We start from the raw sequence: 26,134 nt of genomic DNA, 5'->3' as shown, positions 1-26,134 counted from the left end.
GACGCGGTGTCCTTGTCCTCTTTGATTCAACAGCCACAGCTGAGCGGTATCAACAATCTCCTACAGAAGAGCGCTACGAAAAATGGAAATTAGATCCGATTGTGATCGTCGTTGTCAGATTTGTTTTGCCGCCAATCGCGCATCCTCAAGATTCGTGCGTAATAACTCAATATCGCTGTCATCCGTTAATTCAGGGTTGCAGTCCGTAATTTGCTCTAACAACTCCTCGCCGGTTCGAATGCTCTCGTCAATGATGGAACTCGTTTTGACAACGTCGCTCTCCGCTTCAGGAAGTCGCTGACTCGGGTCATCAATACCGTCATACTGTAGTACGTTCGTCACCCGAATTTTAGAGTGTCCTTCCGGTTCCAGCACGAAATATGACGGGCCATTGTGATTGGTGATGACTACCTTGTCGTTATCCACTAGTTGTGAACATGCCTCCAATAGACTGTTCACAATATATACGACCCAGTTTTTCGGCCATCGATCGGTAGTACCGTAGAGGTAGGTATCATTGGCGACTATCCTGATACCCGTATATGGATCCGCACTCCCATCGGTGACGGACGTACGGAACTCGTCCCCGTAGTCAATATCGATCTTGAACTTGTCCATGTTATTGAAGCCAACCGTGATCGGGATGCCATTTCGCAACGGCAGATCCTTCTTCAGGAAACGCTGTTTTCACTGCACCATTTTCTTTCACTACTACTCTCATCTGAGAGATGCCTGAATCTGGATGCCCTTCGTTTATTGGCTGCAACATGTACTCCTGTCGATTCCCACTACCACCCGAGTGCTTTCCATGCTTGATTGTATCGTACACGAGGTCTTCTACTTGCTTCGCTGTAAGTGTATTCGGCAGTTCTCGCCCTTCAACTGATTTGCCGACAGGAAATAACGAGGTGATATCGTCGTCAGCAATCGAATTTCCGGTAATATGGCGTTCGCTAATGTGAACACGGCCAAAGCTTGAATCGCCTTCTTCGAGCCATCGAACTACTTGATTCGCACTCCCATCTTCACCCTTGACAATCACCTTTATCTCAGAAACATCACTTTGGCTTGAGACGTAAACGAGATCATTTGCCTCGAGATCGGGATCGATATTCCGAGACGCGCTCGGATTAGCGTGCCAGTCGACTAGTCGATTCGTCGTCGCGACATCCGTCTCCTCGAGGAGATACCGAACGTCGTCAACGTCGTCTAGCTCGCTGACGAACGCTCGAGTTGCACTCGGATCCTGGCTCTTCGAGAGCCGTGCCGCAAGTGCAGCCTGCTCACTCGAGGAGAGATCCTCGAGATGACGGAGATCCTCGATCTGTCCGATGGCGTGGTATTGGCTACCCGCAGTCTCGAGTCCGTGATCCTCGCGGAGATGCCGTTGAACGGCTGGCCCATCGATGTTCGGTTCTCCGCTGTCAATTTGAGCCCGATAGTTGATCTTCCCGGTCTTCGAGTTCGGATTCTCGAGGTTCCGAACCGCGGCAGTATCCGCAACGTCTTCGGTTTCGTCGAGGACACGTCGAAGGTCGTTCGCGTTCGAGGCACCGTCAGCGACCTTGGTCGTGCCTTTGCTCCCGAGGGCGAGTTCAGCGACGATGAACGCGCTGTAGCCCTCGTACCAGCCGGCGGCGAACAGACAGTACTCCGACGACAGCTGATCGGGGTCGTAGTACTCCTGGTTGCAGTGTGCGATCGTCTCGGTCGCCGACTCGGCCGGCGACTCGTGTGGGTTGTCCCGATCCTGCGTGCGGTGAATATCCGCACCCATCGCTTTGGCGAGGTCCCACCAGAGTGGGGCCTCGAAGTCACCGTGATGACCCTCCTCGAGGTCGTCATCGACGACCACACCTGGGAATTCGACCTCGTCGGGATCGATGTCGTCCGGGTCGAACTCGCCGTCCTCCTGAATCGTGGCGGGCTGGGCGTCCATGACCTCGATGAGGAATTTGGTGAGGGCCAGTAGCGTCTCGATCGGTTCACCGTACAGCAGCCGGGCGAAATCCGGCAGTTCCGCGAGGCCGTGACCGACTCCCGACCACTGTCCGAGCCCCCGTTGAGAGCTGTATAATGCGGAACCTGCGGTGCGGCCGACGACCGAGTGGCGGCTATCGACCACCTCCGTGTGACCGTCACCCAGCGCGTTCTCGGCCGTTACCGTGGTCTGGGACCCTCGGAAGAGCGAGAGCATCTCCTCGCCTCCACCGTAAAACTCGACCGTCTCGTCGACCTCCCGCGGTTCGTCCGGATACGGCTCGTCGAACTCCCTGACGCCGGACTGTCTCAGTTCGACGTGGGAAACGCCCTCGTCGTCGTAGACCAGCAGGTCGAACGTGTACTGGTAGCCGGCCGGTTCGCTCACACTCGTCGGATCGCCCCACGTCCACTCCGCATGGCCGTCGAGCAGGTACACCGACGGCCCGGACGTCGAGTAGACCGTCGGATCCTCTGCAGGGTCCTCGAGCGCCTCGACGTCCGAGACGCCGTCGCCAGTCGTGTCCCCGCGTTCGGGGTCCGTCTTGAGCGCGCGTTCCTCCGCGTCGGTCAGCCCGTCACCGGACGTATCGGACGTCAGTGTGTTTGCCGAGGCCGATCGCGACTAAACCTATACGAGAGACGATAATCAAAAACAGTATCAGGAAATTTCGTAGACGCAGTTAGGAACATATTCGCTGTCGGCGTAAACGCCCTTTTGCTAACGCCACCACTTTCCCAGTGAACGGGAAATTTTGGATATAACCATCCGCCATTCCCCGCTTCAACTCCCTAGTTGTAACGGATCAGCTCGACGCTGTCTGGAGATTCACCAAAGCCAATCAATCACACATCTCCGTTACGTACTGTCTCTTTTGTTCGATCCGATTCTCAAAATCCAGCGATGGAAGTTGTTCGTCAGATACGCCCTTGTAATCTAAAAACGACTGAACCGCCCACAGCACGTAATCGAACTCCTGTTCCATACTCCACGACAGGAATTCCTCTCGCGATCTTTCAGAATAGATCGCGAGTGCGTCCATATACTGTTGGTCAGCCTGTTCGGAACGGGTCAGTAGATAACAATCCCCTATCCACTCGCGATACAGCCCCTCGAGAACATCGTCCGAGGAGGGATCTGAGACAAGAGCTAAGTCTAATAATGCGATTACGGAATCACGAACTGCTACCGCTCGTCGACGGTTTCCTACACGTGCATCGATACTAATCGCCTTGATTAGTGTGGCAAGTCCTATCCGATACGTCGTATTTGGTTCGAAGTTCGTACGGTTCAGTCTCTGGAACCCGTCTTCAGTATAAAGAACGGCTGCAGCGGCTAGTTCCCCTTCTTTCTCGAGTCGTTTTGCGCGGTCGTATTTCGATGTCACGGATAGATTTGGTTAGCACCGGTCCCCTGAATCCAATCTTGTACGTATTCATACCCTCTCTCAGGTTTGAAACTTGTACCGATCCGAACTTCTCCCAACTGGTCGACGTATGCACCTCTAACAACTACTTCTTTCCCATCGATAACTTTTACCCACATATACCACACGATTCCATCGGCATTTTCGGCAACCCACAGCTCATCTGGATTTTCAATAGTCCTTCGAATCTCCTCTCTTGTGACGTCGTGGTCGTTTTGTATGTGACGCCACTGCTCTTCTTTGAGGACTGTTCGATCTTCGCTTCTCTCACCGGAATGATCTCCATATTCTGAATCGGGATACGTTTCAACAATTGACGCGCTGATGAGTATTCCTTTATAAACACTCAGGGCAATCTGTCCCGGTCCACCCGGATTATCCCCGATAATCAGATCGTAGCGACCGTCCTGGTCGACTACGTTCGGGGCCTCGATAATCTGCTCGAGATCCTCGGGTTGGTTGACACCTGGTAGTTCGACGATCTGTTCCCAGCCGTGTTTGCGCTCGTGACTGTCTTCGATTTTGTGTAGGAAACTCGCGCCGCTGGGAAGTGTAATCTCTGGCGTGTCGATTTCGTTGGGCGAATCCCGCGTCTCTTCGGTCTGTGTCGGCGGAGTGACGTACTCGTACGTCTCGAGGGATTCACCTTCGAAGGTTTCCGCCTGCATCGCTGCGTATCCGGCGCTGCCTAGGAAGCCCGACCAACGACGATAGCGAGGCCCGTCTTACCGGCCGATCCTGCCAAGACTGCTCCGGAGCGTTTTTTGTAACCGCCGCTGCGGTCTGAGGTCCATTTCGGCGACGGTATCGGAGATCCCGTCGTCTGTTACCTCGAGTTGCGTCTCGTTTTGATCGATTCGTTTTTCACTCACCTAAAGACAGATAATTGATCCAATTTCAGATGAAGCACCGTCAAAATCTATCAGACTTCCAGTTTCCGGCTTCGATCACCTGATCAATAATTAATGAGAAATTATTTCGCTTGTACTGTATTCGTTTTTCCAATGAGAGATACTGAATTTCTTCTTTTTCCTCCTCAGAGAAATCGAAACCAACGCTCTCTGCAAGATCAATAAACAGCATCATCTGTATTTCGAATTCAGGTTCTGCGGACCATTGTCTATCGTTATCAGTTCTACTATACACTTGCTTTGCCTCCTGATAGGGGATATCGTGTGAATCGAAACCTCCGAGAAGCCGAAAGTCGCCGATAAGCTCGTGACAGAGCCCCATGGGAATTCCACTTCGTCCGGAAAATCTCGGAACGTGGTCACGAATATCTTTGATTAGAAAAATTGCCACTTTGCACTGATTGTTGCTTCGCTCTAGGTCTCCAGCAATCCTGTGGCAAAGAGCTCCAAGGAACAAATTAGTAGCGAACTTCCCAAACATAGGGGGTGCCAACGCTTCCGGTTCGTTTCGATCAACCTTCCTAAATCTCATTAAGTATCCATACGCACTGGAGGTGTAGTGTTCCCCAGCGAGGGAAAGGTCTCCTTCCTGTCGTAGTTCCCGTGCGTACTCTGCGTGTTTCCGTTCAATCATTCTGGGAACACCTTTTAAAGGGGGGCACCATAGATTCTTTCGTCTAAATTCCGATCCTCAATATATTCTTCAACAGTGCCTTTTGACGCATACTCTACAGCTGTACTGAATATCCATTTTGATCCTTCCCAATATGCTCGTACAACGACCCACTTATTATCGATTTGCACGATATAATGTCTTTCGAGACCGTGACCAACATCATTTTCCCATATCTGGGACGGATTTCTTATGGCATGTTCGGTTTCATCCCATGTCGGATGGTCTTCACGGTCAATCATATGGTCGTCGTTTCGATCAATTTCAACATGATGACCAGTCGGATCCTCAATTAGTTGTCCGGCAAATAGGAGGTATCCTTCGTAGACTCTCAGGATAATCTGTCCCGGTCCACCTGGATTATCCCCAATAATCAGATCGTAGCGACCGTCCTGGTCGACTGCGTTCGGGGCCTCGATGATCTGCTCGAGATCTTCGGGTTGGTTGACACCCGGCAGTTCGACGATCTGTTCCCAGCCGTGTTTGCGCTCGTGGCCGTCTTCGCTTTCGTGTGGGTAACTCACCCCGCTGGGAAGCGTAATCTCTGGAGAATCAATTCTATGATCGGATGTTGGGAACTCCTTTTCGATACCTGTGGTTGGGACTACGAGTTCGGTTTCTTCTTCGAACGAGCCATCATCGTACGTCTTCGCTGTCTCTTTAAACGTGTGCCCCCACGAGAACAACACAACCGAGTAAACACCCGCTCTCGACGCCGTGCCACGCAAAACCTTCCGGGGAGTTGGGTTTGGGCGTCGGGGCGGTGTATCTACACCTGGTGTGATAACCGAGACTGATGCGATTTCTAATCCGCTGTAGGCTGACGATGCCTCCGCACGATAACTGACAGTATATCCATCCGTGTCGGTTACGTTGATGTAGAGCTCATCAGGTCGAGTAACCAATCGATCGTGAATGACGAACCCGTACCGTGTCCAGTTGTCAGATTCGTGGGTAGCGACTGGTTCCCTTTTATCCCAATATCCACTCCCATAGAAGGGATCGTAATACCCGTGGAATTCAACAGACTCGATCTCACGATCGTCCTCCACAAATACTGCACCTGCACCGGCTGCACCAGAAACCGAATATTCGACATTCGGTGGCGTCTGTTTTGTGTGCGGATCGGGATCGACAGAGTCGATAAATCCGTCACCGGACGTGTCCGCGAGCAGCGGATCAGTCTCCCAGATTTCGACCTCCTCGTAGTCCGACAATCCGTTGTTCGCCGTATCCGATCGTCCTGGGATCGCGATCGCATCCGTCACCTCCGCCTTGAGGACGTACTCGTCACCGTCTTGGTGAACCTCGTACTCGATTTCGACCTGCTCGTGGTCCTCGAGACCGTCACTGGAGGTGTCGCGATCGGTCGGATGAATGTCTACCGGTTCACCGACGACGTCGCCGGAGCCGGTAGGCATCCGAAGGTCCATCTCGGCGACGGCGTCGGGGATGCCGTCGTCGTTCGTATCTCGAAGCGCGACGGAGGTCTGATTCGCTGCAACGCGTTCGAACGTCTCGGGCAGATCCGCGGCAGTCTCGACGTGATAGTAGTCGCCGCCGGTGATCGACGCGATGTCCTGCAGTTCGTTCTCGTCGATACTGCTCCCGAGACCGACCGTACTGATCTCGACGTCACGATCGGCCGCATCTTCGGCGACCCGACGCGGGTACGAGCCGCTGTTGGACTTCCCGTCCGAAAGCAAGATGATCACCGAAGACCGGTTCTCCCAGCTATTGCGCTCGAGTTCGTCCAGTCCCTCACGCAATCCGGCCTCGGTGTGGGTCCCCCCACCTGCACTCAGCGTCTCGATACTCGCGTTCAGGGAATCGTGATCCGTCGTCAGTGACCGATCGATACTTGCACTCGAAGCGTAGCCGACCAGTCCTGCCTGTTCGGTTTCGGAAAGCGCCCCGACAAATCGCTTTGCGGCCTCGCGCGCATAGTGGATCGGCGACCCACTCATGCTGCCGCTCTCGTCGACGACGAGCACGATGTCGACCTCACCATCAACCTCGTCGTCACCGCCAGTGGTTTCATTCCCCGCGAGATGGCGCTCCTCGAGCACCATCCCGTCGCTCGTCGCCGCTTCCCATTCGCCGATCCAGAACACCGAGAAGAACGAGAAGTGCTCCACTTCGGCGGTGGCGGTGCCGTTCTCGTGGTCGATTTCGGTCTCGACGGGAACCCACGGCTCCTCACTCGTCGGATCCCAGGTGTACATCGAGAGATTACCGTCCTCGGGGTCGACGCCGTCGGCCAGCGGGATAGTCACCTCGGCCTCGTCGATCGGCGAGCGGTTCTCGATGCGGACCATCGGCCCCGCGCGGTAATCGTCCTCGCTCGAGGGCGTCTGGTTCGCCACCGACAGATCGGTGGGCCCCAGCCCGTCGCCGGTCGCCTCGACTGTCACCCCGGTCGACTCCTCGCCGGCCTCGACAGTGTAGGACGTCTCGGGGTCGCGAATCGTCCGTACGGTCTCCGAACGCAGATCGACCGTCACGTCCTCACCGAGTTCGTCCTCGCCATCGGCAGAGACCGCACGCACCTCGACCGTCACGTTCTCCGTCCGTTCGGGATCGAACTCGAGGGCGAGGGTGCCGGCGGAAGTCGTCCCCGAGCCGACGGCCGTAAGCGAGGCGTCCGCGGCCGATCCGCCGTCGACGCTCGCCTCAAGGTCGCCGTCGTCGAATGCCGCGGCGTCGGGCGCTACCACCGCTGCGTCGATCCGGACGTGGACCGTCTCGTTCACCTCGATGGGCTGGCTGGAGACGGCCTCCAGTTCGGGGTCGACCTCCCGTTCGACCGTCTCGAGGGCGCGATCCGCGTGGTGGGCGGCCTCGCGGTAGTGGTCGATGGCGTCCGCCCGGGTTCGGATCTCGCGTCCGGTCGAGTACGTCGAGGCCTCTGCAAGCGCGGAATCACCGCGCTCGAGGGCGCGTTCGGCGTCGCCGAGCGCCCGCTCGGCCTCGCCGTGGCGGTGCTCGTTCATCTCGCCCTCGAACGTCTCGAGGGCGACGTCGGTCTCGTGGACGGCGATGCGGGCGCTGTCGTTGCTCGCCGTCGAAATCGCGCGTCCGATCTCGGCCATCTCCTCGTCGCCCTCGTCGGCGGCCCGGGCGAGTTCGTGGAGCGCCCGCGCCTGCTGGTCGTAGGCCTGCCGATCCGTCGCCCGGTACCGCTCGTAGTGCTCGAGTGAGTCGTCCAGGTGGGCCGCGGAACCGTTCAAATGGGTCCGTTCCCCATCACTCGCGTTCTCGAGATCCGAAATCGACGCTCGAGCGAGCGTCAATCGCTCGACCGGCGTGAGATACTCGTCGGTGAGATTCGGCGCGCCGGATTCGTTCGCCGTCTCCGGCGGTTCGGAGGGTTCGTCGGGCGTTTCGGACGCTTCAGCGGGTTCGTTGACCGTTTCCGACCCGGTCGATTCGGTAGCCGTTTCCGTCTGTTCGACCGTTTCGTTGGTTGTCTCGGACTCGGCCGATTCCTCGAGTGGCTCCGACTGATCACCACTCTCGTTTGACGAGTCTGATTGATTGGCCGGTACTGTGGACTCGTTTTGCTCTTCGTTCTGTATCGAAGGCAATTCCGGCTGAACGTCAGCGACGGATGCGGCGCCGTCAGCCGGCTCAGGGGAGTTAGACGCCGAGGCCCCGAGAACGGGGGCCGCAAGCGACGTGACGAGTAACACTGAGAAAACGATTGCTAATACCGATTCCCGTCGGATATTCATAGCTCGAGAAAATCAAGTTGGGATTATAATACTTTCTATTATCGATAATAACCTTAATGAAATATACCTGGAATCGTGAAACGGTTCGTGACGAGGTGGTCAGTCGACTCACAAATCGGTCGTTACTGGGCGGTGAGGTAGGTCAAAATGACGTTGACGCGCTCAGGATAAATTCTGTGGGTCTGATGAATCGCCATATAGCTCCGGGATCTAGTGTTCTGAGGGCTCTGTGAGAGCACTCATCTGCTTCGTCACTGCCGAACCCCTTGACGTACAGTTAAATTTGCCCCAGTCTGACACCCCGAGCGACGGAGTTTCTCACCGACGGTCGCCGCCGTCTAGCGATTCACTAAAGCCGATGTCTGTCGTCTACAACATCAAGCGTGCTGTGAGCTAGGCAAATCCAACGGCGTATGGCGATTCACCACGCCCTTCACCAGGCCGAGGTCGGTGGTGATCTCGGGTTCGATCGGTACCGAACCATGATCTACAGTCTCGAGGAGGGACCGTAGACACTACCATCGACCCGGACGTAGACGCCGCCCTCAATCACTGCGTCGATTCCGTCCAGTCGCTCGTCGTACGTCGGATGCCGATCGGTGTCGCTACAGAGCGCGTCTGCGGCCGGATCAGGATAGGTCTCGACGTTGGTGACGGGTCGTCCGAGTCGTCATCAATCTCCGAACTGGAGGGCAGGATCAGACGGCCATAATGAGTATCGCAATATACAGTTTATTCACCCAGTGCATTTCCCGACTGGTATCACCATGGGTTTAGCAGACTCTGTCAGTCAGCCGAGCTCACAGATAATTCTGTTGATTGATTATCAAATGCCTCAGCCAGCCGTTCGCGCATCAGTTCCCGACGTCTTCGACGTGCTTCCACCTCACCGAGATAGTTTTCGACGACGACTCGAGCGTCCGAACTCCCCTGTTCTTCGGCGATCGTCTCGACCTGCGACGCGAGCGATTGCACGGCGTCGAGATACGTTCGATACCAGAATCGGCGTCCAAGCTGTGGCGTCGGCGTCTCACCGCAGACCCGGACACCGGCGTTGTCGGCCAGCCGCTTGAATCGATTCGTCACCGTATCGGGGTTGATGTGACCGCTGTCGGCGGCACGCGAGGGGAACAGGTAGCCGTTCCACTGCTCGCTGTCGGCCAGCGTTCCGATCCGACGCTCGAGCGTTTCGAGGCCGTAGAGCAACGTCACCGCCCCCGGCCCGTTCTTCCGTTCCTCACCGAAGTCGATCCGTGGGTCGTCGTCCGAGAGGACAAACTGGCTGTGATGTAACGCGGCGACCTCGCCACGCCGAAGCCCCCACGCACAGGTCGCAAGCACCAGTAACCGGTCCTCGAGTCCGTCGCCGGCGTCGAGAACCCGCTGGATATCCGCGGCCTCGAGTGCGGGGAGATCACGACTGTCTCGGTCATCGGTCGTTTCGCGGGTCCATTTCGAGTACACCGACTCGCGAAAGTCCGCGACCGGGTTGTACGTCGCGACGCTTCGAACCGCACTCAGGTACTTGTAGAAGTCGTTCACGTCGGCGAGGTGGTGAAGCTTCGATTGTGGACTTCCGAGTTCGACGTCGAGTTCGTCGAAGACGGCCATCGCTCGCTGGTTTTCCGTTGGGGCCGTGTCACGATCCCGTGCGCGCTCGACAAAGTTGGCACTCCCGTGGAGGTCCCGATACAGCCGTGCGTATCTCGCGAGGCGAGTACGTTTCGAGACGACGGTGTTCTCACTGAGGCCACGCCGGCGTCGAGCGGTGTGCAAAAAATTCTCGAGTTCCTCGATGGACGTTTCGTCGTCGATGCCCCAGGCATAGCCGTCCTCGGAATCGGGTTCGACGTAGCCGACTGACTCGAGAAACTCCCCGAGCGTCAAATCGTGATGTCTCCGAAGCGCATCTTGCACGCCACCGTAGCCGACGTCGAGTAAGTCCTGGTAGCTCGGCCGTTCGTCGAGATCGTGGCCATTCCGTCGAAGCGCCGGCCCGATCTCGACGTTCCAGAACGTTCGGAGCTCCTCGAGGGACTTGTGTGACCACCGAATTCGGTCGGAGCTCACGTTCTCACCCGCTCGAAGCCAGCGGCAGTCGTTCGTCGGAGTGCGAATATGCTGGTTTTCACGAGTCTCAGTGTTCGTGATAGCTACTAAAAACTACCGTGTATTCGGTTGTCCCACGCAGACAACTGAAATACACCAATAATCCGCGCCCCGGCCCACAGAAGAAGTAAACTCCATATGACTATATCAAATTTTCTCTCCACCTACTGGTGACCCGTCGGTGAGCACGACTGTGTTCCGGCGGTAAACGCCCCAACACGCGTGAAAGCTGGATTTCAGCCGTTTCTGCTCTGGCTCGTGAACGGAATCACCGTACTGTCTCTCTCAACGGCCTATGGTCTCGCCACGAACCGAGAACGGACCAGGACCATCCTGGGTTCGAGGCACCTTCGACGCACTCTCTCACTGGCCGATGTTCTCGAGCTGCTCGCGACAGTGCGTCTCACTATCGGATCGCCTCGCCCGGGTCACAAAAACACCGTTTTCGACGTATGACTGACTGCTTTCGAACGCGTTGTTTTCCGTCCTCAACCCCGTTCTGTACTTCGGTTCGAACGCTGGCAGTTCCGTCGCTTTTCGATTCGGCGTACGAAAGGAAGGGGACGTCCCCATCCACGTGGGCCCTTCGGCTCGATTTCGGCCGAGTGCCGTTATCGTCGAGCCTCAAGCGTCACGCGTGGTCCCTGGGGGGCTTCCAATGAGGGCGGTCCGGCGGCCGGTTCCTGTCGGTCAGCGGCCTCGGCTCGGACGTACCCACGACGGTCGGTCCGAAACCGCAGTGGGCCGAGTCGTGTACCTTCGGCTGGTGTCCTTCGGCCCCGCTCGCTACGGAACGCCGTGTGTCCGCCAAGGACGGGGTATGAACCCACGTAATACTACGAACACATTATATCTAAATCTTCCGGGTTGAACAGAAGTGCAGACTCGATTCGTTTCGTTACTCTGTCTGCTTGCGTGTCTCGTGAATTTGGTCGGCGACTTCGTCGATATGCTCGAGAACCACCTTCAAAATCGCGTCGTGGACTTCACGGGTTTCGTCGTCCCGAATCCCCATCCGTCGAAGCTCCGGCGTAACGGTAATTCCTAATTCGTCCTCGAGTTGGTCCCACGTTTCACCGCGCGCGTAGAGGGGCTTCTGTCGAACTTCGCTGTACTCGAATGCTGGCCCGGATTCCGATGGTGGTTCGGGCTCCGGCTCTGGCTGTGGTTCGGAAGCGGCGTCGACCGCCGTTGCTCGCGCTGGTTCCGACGCCGGCCGGTCGGTTTCGACCCCGCTTTCGTCGCGCTCCACGTCAGATTCGACCGACGTCTCACCATCGTCGCCACCGAGGTCGTCGAACGGATTGTCGGTCATCGAGGGAGGCCCCCGTTCGAAACGATCTCCGCGAGTTCGCGGTAGCACTCGATTTGGTCGCTCTCAGGAGCGTAGTCTTGCAACGGTTGGTTGTGTTGGAGCGAACGAGAGAGTGCAGATCGGTGGCGAATGCCCGGCTTCGGCGCCTGCATTTCGCCTTCGTCGATCCGATCGAACTCCTCACCCGTGATTCGTGCGAACTCGGGAACGATTTCTTGGAGTGGCTGATCCTCGTTGACCTCGTAGGTCGCCGTGTTGAGGTTCTCGAGAAGTTCCCGATCTTCGGTTCGATGATCGATTCGATCGGACAGTTTGTTCGGTACCACTGCGAGAACGTCGACGTCGATGTACTCGCGTGCGGGTTCGATCAACCGTTCCATCGTTCGTTTGTATCCGCCGATGGCACTCGAGCCAGGCTCGATCGGGATAATGACGTTCCCGGTCGCGACGAGTGCGTTGTTGTTGAGCATCCCCGGGTACGCGGGGCAGTCGAAGACGATGTAGCCGTATCGGTCACCCAACAGTGGATCGACGATGTTCGATTTAACTCGGGCCGACCCTTGCATCGCGCCCGCGAGATCCTTCTCGACGTCCTCGAGCGTGTCGGACGACGGGAGGAGATCGAACTCGTACTCGGTCTCTCGAATCAGGTCACCAGGCGTCGCGTCACCGTCGAGGAGTACGTCACCGAGGTTGACGTCACTCTGGTAGGCCTGTTGATAACCGAGCCCGTTCGTCGCGTGACCGTTCGGGTCGAGGTCTGCAAACAAGGTCCGCCCTCGTTCGGCCAGCTGTCGTGCGAGGTTCATCGACGTCGTTGATTTCCCGACTCCGCCTTTCAGGATGACCACGCTTACGGCCCGTGGTTCGTTCGTCGTTCCCATTGTATCACGTTGTCCGGCAAACCTCAGGCACCTATTGTGCCCCGAGTGTCTGTTTCGACGGACATTCTCCAAAGGAATCGTCTCGTACTTAATTCTACCGTAGGTAACTTCGATAGGTAGTTCAAGTGCCTTAGGCAACCCATCTATAATAGGTAGTTTAAGCATCTTAGGTGAATCAGAATTAATAGACCGCTTAGGCAACATAGGTGGACCAGTCCCAATAGGTGGCTAAGTTTTAACAGGTAAGCCACCTAAGCCAGGTTGCCTGCCTGAATTATCTAAACTACCTGAAGCAGACGGGCCAAGTATACCAGGTGAACGAGATCGTTAGTCTACGTTGTCTACGCCACCTGTGCTTTCTGAATTGTATAGCGGAGGTGAGATCGCTACCGGAGATGCCCCAGCGCCAGCACCTAATTCACCTACCGGGCCCATCACATCTCAAACAGGTGGCGATGGGGGCTACCTCAGCTACGCTGTCTGGTGTCAGCCAACCAGCTCGCTCAGTAAACGTAAGTCAAATCGATAGTAACAATTGAAAGGTTCACACACTGATCGCCGATCCGGCTGGCGAACAGGTGTACAAAGACCTTCAGTAGCGACTATAGAAACAACACATGCCGATCACTCAGGTCTCGAGTGTTGGCAGTCGAATTGAAATTACTCGAACGATATCCGACGGGCAAATTGGGGCTGTGTGGATACAACGATTTTGTGGGGTCCGCCAGACCAGTGGTTCCGCCCACACCAAATGAGCGCTTCGAGGGGAAGATTCGTTGATCAGGTGGAAAATCTCGGAACGCAGTGGTTTGGCGTTCGCGAGTGCTCCCCGTGGATTTCACTAGGATTACACGTCGTGGCGTATCGTAGCATCCACGGTCGATCGTGTGACGGAGCCGTGACCCCCTCGCGAGACTGAGGGATAGTATGTGCACGCAGGGTGTATCAGACTCACGTCAGTCCAGAGTCGAACGTACGAGAAAGGTTACATCCACAACCACAATTTGGGGACTTTTCTTGGCGGAGACCGATAAATCGTATGTCAGTATATAATTTCCGTGCCGATTGTCTTCAGACTACAGCAGAAGCGTTGGTCTGTAACGGCGATAGTTGGCGAATCAACGAATTGAAACCGATCCACGTTCCCGATCGGGAACCACAATGCGTACCACTGAGAGTTGCGAAGATCGACGACCTCCGCGATTAAGCGAAGCCGGACGCTCCGTGAGCGTCGCGAATTGTGTCGGGGAAAAGTCTAGTCGGCCCCGAGAGAGCTTCGCTCCTCCTTGGCTTCGATTCGTTCGGTCACAAGAATCTTCGGTGGACGAACGACTCGACCCTCGAAGTATAGTAACAACTGAAACGATTCACACACCGATCGCCGATCCGTCTGGCGATCGGGTGTGCATTGACGTTCAGTGGCTACTATAGGAACCGAGTACTTTCCGTTGGGCCGCCCGCGAGTGCTGTACAAAGGTCTGACGAGCGATCCCTAGATGCTCCGCAATCTTCGCAGTGGCCCCTCGAGGACGCTCGAAACACCCTTCGTGATACGCATGTCGGACGACATATCGCTGTTTATCAGTGGGATCGGCAAACGGACTGGTAGACGTACTCGTTCGACGGTCTCGAGGGGACCAGTCAGCGGCGAACAATCCCGGGTCCCCCATTATAGCACAAATACCGAGAGAGACCGCAGGCGATTATCGGCCGATAGCCCGTCTCGAGAGGAGGAAAGCGGAGAGCAAAGCCGCGAGAATTGCAACTCCCGCTCCGAAACCGGGAATGCTATCGGAGTCGGCATCCGTCGCCGAATCATCAGTGCCGACCGGTGGAGCTTCGTCAACGGAATCTCGTTCGTCGTCGGTGCCGCCGGTCGAATCGTCACTCGGAGCATCGGCGTCGTCGGAATCGTCGGAGGCGGATTCGTCCGAGACGGTTTCGTCCTCGAAGTCGGATCCGTCACCGCCAGTAGCTGGTGGGGACATCCCGCCTCCGCCACCACCTGACGATCCAGTGGACGGCGATCCAACCTCGAACGAAGTGGCGTGTGTCGCTTCGTTGCCCGCTTCGTCGGTAACCGAGAGCCACACGTCGTAGTCGGAGCCGTCCTCGACGGAGAGCGTATGTTCGATTCCCGACGACGTAATCGAAGTGTTTGCGTGGTCAGTCCGGTCGACGCCATCGATCTCGAGTCGGACGGAGCTCGCGTCGACCCCGGAGTAGGGGTCGTCGTACTCGAAGCGGACGTCGACGGTGTCGGTACCGGCGGCGAACACCTCTCCATCGGCGGGAGTAGTGGTCGTAATCTCGGGCGATTCGGTATCCGGGACGAGCGCGCCGTACGTCGAGAACCCGGAGACGGACGCCGTAAGGAACGGATCACCGTCGATTTCCGAGACGGTCGATCCTGCCACGGTGTCCCAGTCCCCGCTCTCGTCGTCGTAGTAGTGGAGTTCGACGTCGTCGGCGACTGCCCCGTCGGGGAGGTTCTCGTCGTCGATCGACATCGAGATCGACGCGCTCTCGACGGTGCCTTGATCGAGGTGGTACTCGAGAAGGCTGTCGAGATCCGCGGTGATAAAGTCGACCCCGAGCTGGTCGTCGTCGAGGTTCGCGTTGGCAGTCGTCTCTGAAAGCGAGACGAAGAGATCCTGGGTGAGGACCGCTTCGTCGGCTCCGTCTGCGACCTCGAACTCGATGGCGGTGCCCGTCTCGTCGATCTCGATGACGCCGTCCTCGAGCGTGAATCGGGTGTCGACGGTGACCGACGCGGTGTCGGTTCCCTCGTTGCCGGCGCGGTCAGTGCCGACGCTCGTGATCTCGTAGTCCCCGGTCTCGCCGGTGGCGAACGAGCCGGTGAAGTCGGTGTCACTGCCGCCAACGGGGTGTAGCGAGACCGACCCGCTCTCGGTCGAGGCCCCGTCGGGAGCGGTGAACACGCCGTCTACGTCCGGCGGCCCCACGAGGGGTTTGTCGCTCTCGACGACGACCGTCGCCCCCTCGCCGTCGACGTCCTCTACGGTCGCCGAAAGGCGAGGTGGTTCGCGGTCGATCACGAGTGGTCTGTCGGCGGAGTCAGTCCCGGCGTTGCCGGCCGAATCGACGGCCACAACGGACACGTCGTAGCGGCCGTCGTCTTCGATGGCGGCGGGTGATACCGTCGCCGTCCAGCTGTTGGCACCGTCGTGGCTTGCCTCGAACGCGCGGACGTAGTTCGTCTCGAGCGATTGGACCAACACGTTCACCGTCTCGAGGTCGAGATCGGCGTCGATTTCGACGGTGACGGGGACGTCCTCGCTCGCGTACACCTGTTCGGTTTCGGTTTCGGGATCGAACGCGCTGGTGTGTCCCTCGACGGCGACGATCTCGAGGGCGACCGTCGGTTCGACGACCTCGACCGTGCCGGCGTTCCGATCGCCCAACTCGAGGTCGTAGGTGCCGGCGTCCGCCGGCGCGTAGCTGACGTTGAGCCCACCGAGGTGGTAGACGTTGGGCGCGACCGTCATCTCTTGTGTGTCGACTACGGTCGTCTCACCGGTCGCCGTATTCGTCGCCGTGAGTTCGATCGTTTCGGGCCCTGCGATGGTTCCAGCCTGGTAGACGCTTCCGATCACGTGCATCTCCTCGCCCGTTGTAACCTCCACGGTCGACGGCGAGGCGGCGACGACCTGAAGGTCGCTTTCGGCCGACTGGACCTCGATCGTTCCCGCGTCCCGATCGCCCAACTCGAGGTCGTAGGTGCCGGCGTCCTCCGGCACGTAGCTGACGTTGAGCGCGCCCAGATAGTAGACGTTGGGGTAGGCCGTCACTTCCTGCGTTCCGACGACCGACGTCTCGCCGGTTTCGACGTTCGTCACCGTGAGTTCGATCTCCTCCGTTCCCTCGACGTTGCCAGCCTGGTAGACGCTCCCGACCACGTGCATCTCCTCGCCCTCGACCAGCTCGACTTCGGAGGGTGAGGCCGCGATCACCTCGATGTCGCTTTCGGCCGCCTGGACCTCGATCGTTCCCACATCCCGGTCGCCCAACTCGAGGTCGTAGGTGCCTGCTTCCTCCGGTACGTAGCTGACGTTGAGCCCGCCGAGGTGGTAGACGTTGGGCGCGACCGTCACCTCCTGGCTCCCAACCACGGTCGTCTCGCCGGTCTCGGTGTTCGTCGCCGTCAGTTCGATCTGTTCCAGTCCGGCGACGTTGCCCGACTGATAGACGCTTCCGACCACGTGCATCTCCTCGCCCTCGATCAGTTCGATCTCGGATGGTGAGGCCGCGATCACCTCGATGTCGCTTTCGGCCGCTTCCACCTCGATCGTTCCCGCGTCTCGGTCGCCTAACTCGAGATCGTACGTCCCCGCATCGGGAACGTAGGTGATATTGATCGCACCCAGATGGTAGTACCCCGGCTGGAGCGTTACCTCCTGGCTGCCGATGACGGTCGATTCGCCCGTCTCGGTCTCCGTGGCCGTGAGTTCGATCTCTTCGGTCGCCGTGTGGCTGCCGTTCTGGTAGACGCTCCCTGTGACCGACAGCTCTTCACCCTCGATCAGCTCGGCGGTCGAGAGCGACGCGCCGACGACCCTGATGTCGGTGATGCGTTCGTCGACGGTAACCATCCCGACGTCCCGGCCGCCCAACTCGAGGTCGTAGTCGCCGGCGTCCTCCGGCACGTAGCTGACGTTGAGCCCGCCGAGGTGGTAGACGTTGGGCGCGACCGTCACCTCCTGGCTGTCGACCACGGTTGTTTCGCCGGTTTCGACGTTCGTCGCCGTGAGTTCGATCTCCTCGGTTCCCGCGACGTTGCCCGCCTGGTAGACGCTTCCGACCACGTGCATCTCCTCGCCCTCGATCAGCTCGACTTCAGATGGTGAGGCCGCGATCACCTGGATGTCGCTTTCGGCCGCCTCCACCTCGATCGTTCCCGCCGCCCGGTCGCCCAACTCGAGGTCGTACGTTCCCGCATCAGGAGCGAACGTCAGATTGAGCGCGCCAAGATGGTAGACGTTGGGCGCGACCGTCACCTCCTGGCTCCCAACCACGGTCGTCTCGCCGGTCTCGGTGTTCGTCGCCGTCAGTTCGATCTCCTCCGGTCCGGCGACGTTGCCCGACTGATAGACGCTTCCGACCACGTGCATCTCCTCGCCCTCGATCAGTTCGACCTCGGATGGTGAAGCCGCGATCACCTGGATGTCGCTTTCGGCCGGCTCCACCTCGATCGTTCCCGCGTCTCGGTCGCCTAACTCGAGGTCGTACGTCCCGGCTTCCTCGGGAGCGAACGTTACGTTCAATCCGCCGAGATGATAGACGTTGGGTGTGACCGTCATCTCCTGGCTGGCGAGGACGGTCATCTCGCCGGTCTCGGCGTTCGTCGCCGTGAGCTCGATCTCTTCAGGGCCCTCGACGTTGCCAGCCTGGTAGACGCTCCCGACCACGTGCATCTCCTCGCCCTCGACCAGCTCGACTTCGGAGGGTGAGGCCGCGATCACCTCGATGTCGCTTTCGGCCGCCTGGACCTCGATCGTTCCCACATCCCGGTCGCCCAACTCGAGGTCGTAGGTGCCGGCGTCCTCGGGCACGTACGTGATGTTGATCGCACCGAGGTGGTAGACGTTGGGTGCGACTGTCATCTCCTGACTCCCCACCACGGTCGTCTCGCCGGTCGCCGTATTCGTCGCCGTGAGTTCGATCTCCTCCGTTCCCTCGACGTTGCCCGCCTGGTACAGGCTCCCGATCACGTGCATCTCCTCGCCCTCGATCAGCTCGACCTCGGATGGGGAGGCCGCGATCACCTGGACGTCGCTTTCGGCCGCCTCCACCTCGATCGTTCCCGCCGCCCGGTCGCCCAACTCGAGGTCGTAGGTGCCCGCGTCCTCGGGCACGTACGTGATGTTGATCGCACCCAGATGGTAGTATCCAGGCGCGATCGTCGCCTCTTGGCTGCCGACGACGGTCTCCTCGCCAGTCTCCTGGTGGGTTGCCGTGAGTTCGATCTCCTCCGTTCCCTCGACGTTGCCCGCCTGGGAGACGCTTCCGATTACGTGTAGCTCCTCGCCCTCGACGAGTTCGGTCTCCGAGGCCGCAACCGCGACGACCTGGATGTCGGAGTATTGGTGTTCGACGTGGACCGTACCGACGATGAAGCCGTCGAGTGAGATCGTTACGTTCGTCTCGTCTTCTCCGGCGGGGAGATCGGCCTCGGTCGGCGTCCACTCGAACTCGACGCCGCCGGGCGTCGCACCCGGTCCGACCTCGACGGTCGTGGTGTCGACGCGTTCACCGTCGACGTTCAGGTCGACGGCAACGGTGCCAGCTCCGCCGTCGTTGAGCAAGTCGCCGGTGACGCTGACGGTATCGCCGATGACGACCGCGGACTGGCTCACGTCCGCGCCGTAGATGCGGACGTCCGCGTCGGCGTCCTCGACGACCGTAACGGTTCCGGCGTCGACGCCGTCGACATCGACCTGAAACCCGCCGGCGTTTTCGAACGTCCACGCGAACGCGACGTCCGTACTCTCACCTGCATCGAGCGTAACCGTCGTACTCTCGACCACCTCACCGCCGATCTCGAGGGGAACGAGTAGTTCACCGTCACCCTCGCCGACGTTCTCGACCGTCGCCTCGATCGTCGCCTCCTGGCCGACGTCGAGCTGTGTCGGCGTCACGGTCGCCTCGAGGACGTCGAGTTCGGTTTCGGGGTCGAGTTCCTGTTCGTCCGCCTCGACGGTCATCTCGACGCTATCGGCCTCGCCGTCGTACGTGGCGGTTACCGTCGCCACACCGGAACCCTCGGCGACGAGCATCGAGCCGTCGACGGAGACGACGTCGGTACTGTTGCTCTCGATACTCGTCTCGTCGGTGACGTCTTCGGCCGTTCCGTCGTCGAACGTCGCGATCACCATCGCCGACGCCGTCGATCCCTCGGAGATCGTCGTCTCGTCGACCGAGAGTGACAGCGACTCGAGTTCTGGGTCAGATGGTGGCTGTTCGTCGGCCGCTACCGTCATCTCGACGCTATCAGTCTCGCCCTGGTACACGGCGATGATCGTCGCAGTTCCGGTTTCCTCGCCGACGACCGTCGAGCCAGCGATGGCGACGACATCCGCGGGATCGCTCTCTAAGTGAGTCTCGGCGGTGACGTCCTCGGTCGTTCCGTCGTCGAACGTCGCGATCACCGTCGCCGACGTCGCCGATCCCTCGGAGATCGTCGTCTCGTCGATCGAAAGCGACAGCGACTCGAGTTCCCGATCGGCATCGGCTTCCGAAACCGAGAGTTCGATCACGTCGAAGTCGTCGGGTTCGTCCGATCCTGGTGGGAACGCAACGACGATCGCCTCGGCGCCGTCGAACTCGAGTTCCGACTCGAAGGTGAACGTCTCGGTCACGTACTCGCCAGGTTCGAGAGAGACAGAACGCGGTCCGGCCCCGTACATGGATTCTGCAGACGTCTGGTCTACGACGTCCAGTGAAACTGCCGAGTCCACCGGCTCCGTGGCAGTGTTTTCGATATCGGTCACGACGATTAGGTTCTCACCCTCGGTGGCGCTGGTCGTACTCGCTGTCGGCTGAATTTCGACGGATAGGTTCGCCGACGGCGGGTCGAGTGGCCCCGGAGAAGCGACGATATCAGCCGTGGTGGTTTCCCCCTCGGCCACTTCGACGTCTTCGACCGTTCCGGACCGTGGCGACGTTCCCTCGACGGTTACCTCGAGCGTATACGTCCCCGGTTGGAGATGAAGATTGTAGTATCCGGTCGCATTCGTCGACGTGGATCCGCTTCCGTCACTGGTGGTGACTTGGGTGAACTCCACCGGGTCGTCGGTCTCCGTCGTAACCTGGCCGGTGACAGTTCCCGGTTCACGCTCGACGGTAAGTTCGACGTCCCCGCCTGCGGGGTCGCCGAGAAGGGCCTCGTCAGCGGTGATTGTGTTCGAGAAATACCCATCAGCGGCGAATTCGACCGACGGCGTTTGCGAGTGATGTTCCGGGAGGTTGATCGCGTACTCGCCATCGGCATCCGTCGTCGTTGTGTACAACGGGTCACTCGCGAAGAACCGCGATTCGATCTCGACCCCTTCGATAGGTTCGTCCGTCTCCGAATCCGTTACGGTGCCGCTCAGAACCGGGACTGAAGAGAGTTCGATATCGTCGAGTGATTGTTGTTCACCCGCCTCGAGTTCGACGTCCTGACTGACCCCGTTCGCGTATCCGAGTGTTTCGACGGTGATCTCGTAGACACCCGGTGGCGCCTCGAGTTCGAACTCACCGTTCGCGTCGGTTGAGAGGGTCGTCGTAAATCCGTCCGGGGCGGGATCCGGCTGGCCAACGTCGACCTGTTCGACCACCTCGAGTTCCGCGTCTGGAACCGGATCGCCGGTTTCGGCGTCGACGACCGTCCCGCTGATCGACGCTTCACCCACGTGGAGGCTAACGTCCGTCGTCATGACACCGCCTTCAGTCACCTCGAGGTCGGTCTCTTCGGCCTCGACGTAGCCGTCGGCGCTCACCGTCAGGTCGTACGTCCCGGCGGGAACGACGAGTTCGTACTCTCCGTTCTCGTCGGTTTCGGCGGTCTCAATGACCCCGGTGTCGTCGGTTACGACGACAGTCGCCCCCTCGAGCGAGTCCTCGGAGTCCGCGTCAGTGACAGTGCCAGTGATCGCCCCAGTCTCGACGAGTGGGGCCTCGAGCCACGGCGAGAATCGAACGGACTGGTCATCTAACCACCATCGGTCGCTGGTCGCGATCGAGTCGCCGCTTCCCTCGGCCTCGTCGCCAGTTTCGGGGTCGGTTGCGTCACCGCTCGGGCCGTCGGCCGCACCCCACCAGTTGTTCGTCGCGTTGAGAGTTACGTCGTCTCCGCCGTCGTAGAGGAGTCCGCCATCGTTGTCGGCGATGGAGTTCTCGGTGACGAGGACGGTCTCGAAGAGATCGCTGACGGTGAGTCCCGTCCCTGTGTTCTCCTCGATGATGTTCTCGGTGATCGTGACGTTCACGCCGGTAGCGATCACACCGGTCACGGCGAGTCCGTCGACGTTGTGTCGGACAGTGTTCGACTCGATCGAACCGTCGGCCGTCTCGATTTCGATATCGAATCCGACGTCGGCACCGTTGTTCGTGACGACGTTGTGCGAGATCGTCGCCGTCTCGCCCTCGACATCGAGGGCGAATCCGGCCTCTCCCTCGTTGTTCCTGACGGTGTTGTTCGTGACTGTTACCGTCTCGCCTTCGACGCTGAGATCGAATCCAGTCTCGCCGTCGTTGTCCCTGACGGTGTTGTTCTTGACCAGCGCACTCACACCGTCGACGTCGAGCACCATTCCAACGCCGCCGTTGTCCCGTACGACGGAATCGCGAATCGTCACGTCGCCGGTGAGCGAACCGTGATCTTGTTTCACGCCGTCGCCGCTACTGCCGGTGATCGTGTTGTTCGTGAACGTGACGTTCTCACTGGTGGATCGACCGCCGATTGAGATCCGACCGAACTGAACGCCAGTGCTCGAGTCCTCGACGACGTTGTCCGTAACTGTCAAATCGTCGGCAGTGAGGACGTGGAGACCACGGTTGGCGTCCTGGACGTCGTTCCCGACGATCGAGAGTTCCTCGACGCCGTCGACGTAAATCGCCGTAGCGCCGACTGCGGTGAACTGCCCGTTCGAGACCGTCACGCCGTCGCTTTCGTGGACGTACACCCCGCGTTCTGCGTCCGTCACGTCGATCTCGTCGACGGTCACCGACGAGGAGTGCCAGACGCTAATCGCTCCGCTATCGCCGAGATCGGTGAACTCGCCGCCAGTAACCGTGACCGAGTCGGAGTGAGTCACTTGGATCCCGGCCGTTACGTTCGAGAACGAGTGACCGTCGAAATCGACGTTCGTCACGTCGACGAGGATGACCTGTCCGGCGTTCTCGTCGATATCGGGATCGTCTTCGCCAGTGGCGTACACGAGCGGATCGCCACCGACGGTGTTTCCGGACATGTCGTGGGGCTCCTGATCGAGATCCTCCGGAACGCCATCGAGACGAATGCCGGACGCGAACTCGTTGTCAGTGACCGTCGCGTTGATCGCATCGTCGAGCACGAGGTCGGTTTCGGTCCCCGAAAACTCGTTGTCACGGACGACACTATCGTCACCCGCGTGTGGGATTGCGTGGAAGACGTCGCGGAAGGTATTTCCCTCAATGACTGTCCCGTCCATGGAGATAGTACCGTCCCGGTGGATCCCCCATTCGGCATTCTCGATCATATTGTCCACCACGACCGAATCGCCCCGGACCTGAATGGCGATGCCGTCTGTCGCCGTTACGTTGTTCTGACGAATTTCCAGACCTGATCCGGTTGCAGAAATAACGTCACCGTTGCCGCTCACGTTGTTCTTCGCGATACCGTGATCGTCCCCTGCAAGGTCGATCCCGAGACCCTGGTTGTCTTCGATCGTGTTGTTCGTGATTGTACCGTCATCGGAGGGGTACCAATCATCACCGTCAACGATACCAGCATCGTTTCTGCGAATCTCGTTGGTATCGATACTGAATTCGTCACTGTTCGGGTTGATTGAGAGTGCGGCACCGTCGTTGTCGACGAGAGTGCTATTTCGAAGTGTGAACCGATCGTCATTGACAAAGACTACCTCGTCTCCGCCGGAATACCCCTCGATCCGGAACCCGTCCACGGTCACGTCGTCCGACTCCACCGTAATCGCACGCTCGAGGTTGCCCCCGCCATCGAGGACGGCTCCACCCTCGGACACCGAACGCAGCGTCAATTCCTTGGCGATTGTCAGTGATTCCTCGTAAGTGCCGTTGCCAACGAGGATCGTCTCACCCGGCTGGGCCGCGTCGATTGCGTCCTGGATGCTGTCGCCATCTTGAACGCCGTCGACGAGTACTTCGACCTCACCGACCGGTTCGCCATCGACCTCGAGGTCGTACGTACCGGCTTCAACGAGCGATACGCTCAATCTCTCGGTTTCGGCACTCTCGCCGCCGACACCGAAGTGGCTGGTGTCGTTTGCGACTTCGATTCCTTCGTCGTCGTAGGCGACGAGTTCGCTCTCGACGCTCTGCTGATCTTGGTGGAGGTTCTCGTAGCGAACGTCGACGCTCGCCTCAGCCGCGGCACTCGGATCGACGGGCGCTTCGATACCGCTGACGATCGTATCGTGCAGTCGGTTGGTGTCGGCCAGGTAGACCGGAGCCGAAACCACCACGAACGTTCCAATCTCTTCGTCCTCGAGATATGCGGTGTACGTTCCAGGGTCGGTAATCTCATCGGTGTTGAGGAGGTACGTTCGTTCTTCACCCGGCGAAGGTCCTTCAGCGTCCACGAACGCGACATCTTCGCGACCGTCAAACGCCGGCCCTTCAAGCGACAGGGTTGTGTTCTCATCAACGTATTCAGTTCCGAGGTTCGTCGCCTCGTAGGCGATCTGTATCGACTCACCCTCGAGCCACGTCTCGTAGAACGGTTGCACGATCCGGACGATCGGGTCGGACTCGTCGACGACGGTAACTGTCCCGACTACCTCGTCATCGATCTCGACGTCGTACGTTCCCGCCGCCGCAGGTGCGGATATCGACGAGCCGACGGTGTTCGTTCCGTGGGCCGGAACCTCGAGGGTCACGGTCTCCGTCTCGCCGCCGAGTTCAAGGTCGAAACTCGCAGTACTCGCCTGCCCCCGATCGTTTCTCGCCGTCACCGTGACCGAAACCTCTTCTCCGACGGAGACGCCCTCGTCGAACGCGACGTCGACGACGCGCGGATCAGTCTCCGCCACCGTACCGGTCCACTCATGGTGGTTGTTCTGTACGCCGACCATTACGCGAGCGTCGCTACTGGAGCCCGAGACGCCGGCGTCGATCGCCATCAAGCGTGTCTCGCCCGTCTCGTCGACCTGCACCGCGACGTAGAGGACACCGTCGACGACGATGACGTCGCTGCGATCGCCGGTCTCGACTGACCACAGCTCGCTTCCTTCGTCGGTGACGTCGAGCGCTCGTAGCGCTCCCGAATCCGTCGACTGCGGAACGAACAGCGTTCCGTCGGCGACCGTCGGCGCATCCCACACCGTCGTCTCGTCGATCCACCGTTCGCTGCCGTCGGTCGCGTCCAGGGCGTACAGTCCGTCGAATGCGACGTAAACCGTCGCCTCACCGCTCTCGCCCGAGGCTGTTGGTGTCGTGGGCGTCTGGGAGACGTCTCCCCCCGAGGGACCGTCGAACGCGTGCGTCCATTCGTCCTCGCCTGTCTCGATGTCGATCGCCACGGTGGAGCGATCGTAGCCGCCCTGTTCGGTTCCCTCCCGAAGGCTGACGTAGAGGAAGCCGTCGGACACCGTCGGCTCCGAGATAGCCGACCGATCCTCGAGGACACCGTAGTCGTCCCACGTCCACTGCTCCTCAGCGTCGGACGCATCGACTGCGATCAGTCCGTCGGCCGTGCCGACGTAGACCGTCCCGTCGACGACGGTCGGGCCGCTGTAGATGGTCGCCGTCTCCGTCGACCACTGCTCGCTTCCGTCCTCAGCGTCGAGTGCGTACAGTCGATCCGTGGTCGCGTCGATCGACTCGCCGACGTAGACGGATTCGCCGTCGACGCCGAGCGCCCGCGAGGAGCTCGTCCCGTCTTCGAACTCGACGTGCCACTCGAGGGTCCCGAGTTCGAGGTCGAGCGCCCACACGCCATCGTCACCGGTGACGTAGACCGTCTCGTCGACGACTGTCGGTGACCCGTCGGCTGGGATCTCCGCCGACCACCGGTTCTCGCCCGTCCCGACGTCGTATGCAGTGACGGACCCGTCTCCGCCAGTGTCGCCGGTCGTCGTCACGAGAATTCCGTCGACGACCGTCGGGGCCCCCCCGGTGGTGAGGTTTTCGTCGGTCTCCCAAAGCACGTCACTCTCGTCGCTGTCGAACTGCGTCGGTGTGATTCGATCCACCCCCGGGTCGTCGCCAGCGTCTGCGGCGGCGATACCGGCGACGCCTCCAACGACACACAGCCCGCAGATCCCCACGATTCCGATCCAGATGAGCACGCCCAGTCCCCGCTGGGTCGTTTCCTGCCCCTGATTTACCATACGGAAGAGAAAATTCAGGACCTGATAAGGT

At 59.3% G+C, this 26,134-nt stretch carries 11 protein-coding genes; all 11 read right to left on the bottom strand.

The window, feature by feature from the left end; genetic code table 11:
• Positions 1–114: 114 nt before the first annotated feature.
• The 11 genes from AB7C87_RS07550 to AB7C87_RS07500 all read right to left on the bottom strand — a co-directional run bounded on the left by AB7C87_RS07550 (position 115) and on the right by AB7C87_RS07500 (position 26,103).
• A complete protein-coding gene (locus tag AB7C87_RS07550; protein ID WP_369728820.1) occupies positions 115–618 on the bottom strand; it encodes a hypothetical protein in 504 nt (167 codons plus the stop codon).
• A 1-nt stretch (position 619) separates the two neighbouring features.
• Positions 620–2,419, bottom strand: coding sequence for a hypothetical protein (locus AB7C87_RS07545; RefSeq protein ID WP_369728819.1), 1,800 nt, complete (start codon positions 2,417–2,419; stop codon positions 620–622).
• A gap of 403 nt (positions 2,420–2,822) precedes the next feature.
• Positions 2,823–3,368 carry a hypothetical protein gene (locus tag AB7C87_RS07540; protein WP_369728818.1) on the bottom strand — a complete coding sequence of 182 codons (546 nt, stop codon included), beginning with the start codon at positions 3,366–3,368 and terminating at the stop codon, positions 2,823–2,825.
• Positions 3,365–4,075, bottom strand: a complete 711-nt coding sequence (locus tag AB7C87_RS07535) for a hypothetical protein (protein WP_369728817.1) — start codon at positions 4,073–4,075, stop codon at positions 3,365–3,367. The genes AB7C87_RS07540 and AB7C87_RS07535 overlap by 4 nt, the downstream gene beginning before the upstream one ends.
• A gap of 244 nt (positions 4,076–4,319) precedes the next feature.
• On the bottom strand, positions 4,320–4,952 hold the full coding sequence (locus AB7C87_RS07530; RefSeq protein WP_369728816.1) for a hypothetical protein: 633 nt from the start codon (positions 4,950–4,952) through the stop codon (positions 4,320–4,322).
• 14 nt (positions 4,953–4,966) lie between these two features.
• Positions 4,967–8,725: a VWA domain-containing protein gene (locus tag AB7C87_RS07525; protein WP_369728815.1), complete on the bottom strand. Its 3,759-nt coding sequence runs from the start codon at positions 8,723–8,725 to the stop codon at positions 4,967–4,969.
• Between the two features lie 786 nt (positions 8,726–9,511).
• Complete coding sequence (locus AB7C87_RS07520) at positions 9,512–10,795, bottom strand: tyrosine-type recombinase/integrase (protein WP_369728814.1); 1,284 nt, start codon at positions 10,793–10,795, stop codon at positions 9,512–9,514.
• A gap of 937 nt (positions 10,796–11,732) precedes the next feature.
• Entirely contained in the window at positions 11,733–12,149 is a 417-nt protein-coding gene (locus AB7C87_RS07515) for a DUF7970 domain-containing protein (protein ID WP_369728813.1), read from the bottom strand.
• A complete protein-coding gene (locus tag AB7C87_RS07510; RefSeq protein ID WP_369728812.1) occupies positions 12,146–13,033 on the bottom strand; it encodes a ParA family protein in 888 nt (295 codons plus the stop codon). Before AB7C87_RS07510 ends, AB7C87_RS07515 begins: the two co-directional genes overlap by 4 nt.
• Positions 13,034–14,448: 1,415 nt before the next feature.
• Positions 14,449–14,703, bottom strand: a complete 255-nt coding sequence (locus tag AB7C87_RS07505; RefSeq protein ID WP_369728811.1) for a helix-turn-helix domain-containing protein — start codon at positions 14,701–14,703, stop codon at positions 14,449–14,451.
• 33 nt (positions 14,704–14,736) lie between these two features.
• Positions 14,737–26,103 (bottom strand): right-handed parallel beta-helix repeat-containing protein, encoded by an 11,367-nt coding sequence (locus tag AB7C87_RS07500; protein WP_369728810.1) that lies wholly within the window; start codon positions 26,101–26,103, stop codon positions 14,737–14,739.
• Positions 26,104–26,134 lie beyond the last annotated feature (31 nt).

This window comes from Natrarchaeobius versutus (genome assembly GCF_041205745.1).
GTDB lineage: Archaea > Halobacteriota > Halobacteria > Halobacteriales > Natrialbaceae > Natrarchaeobius > Natrarchaeobius versutus.
This window is presented reverse-complemented; position numbering and strand designations above follow the sequence as displayed.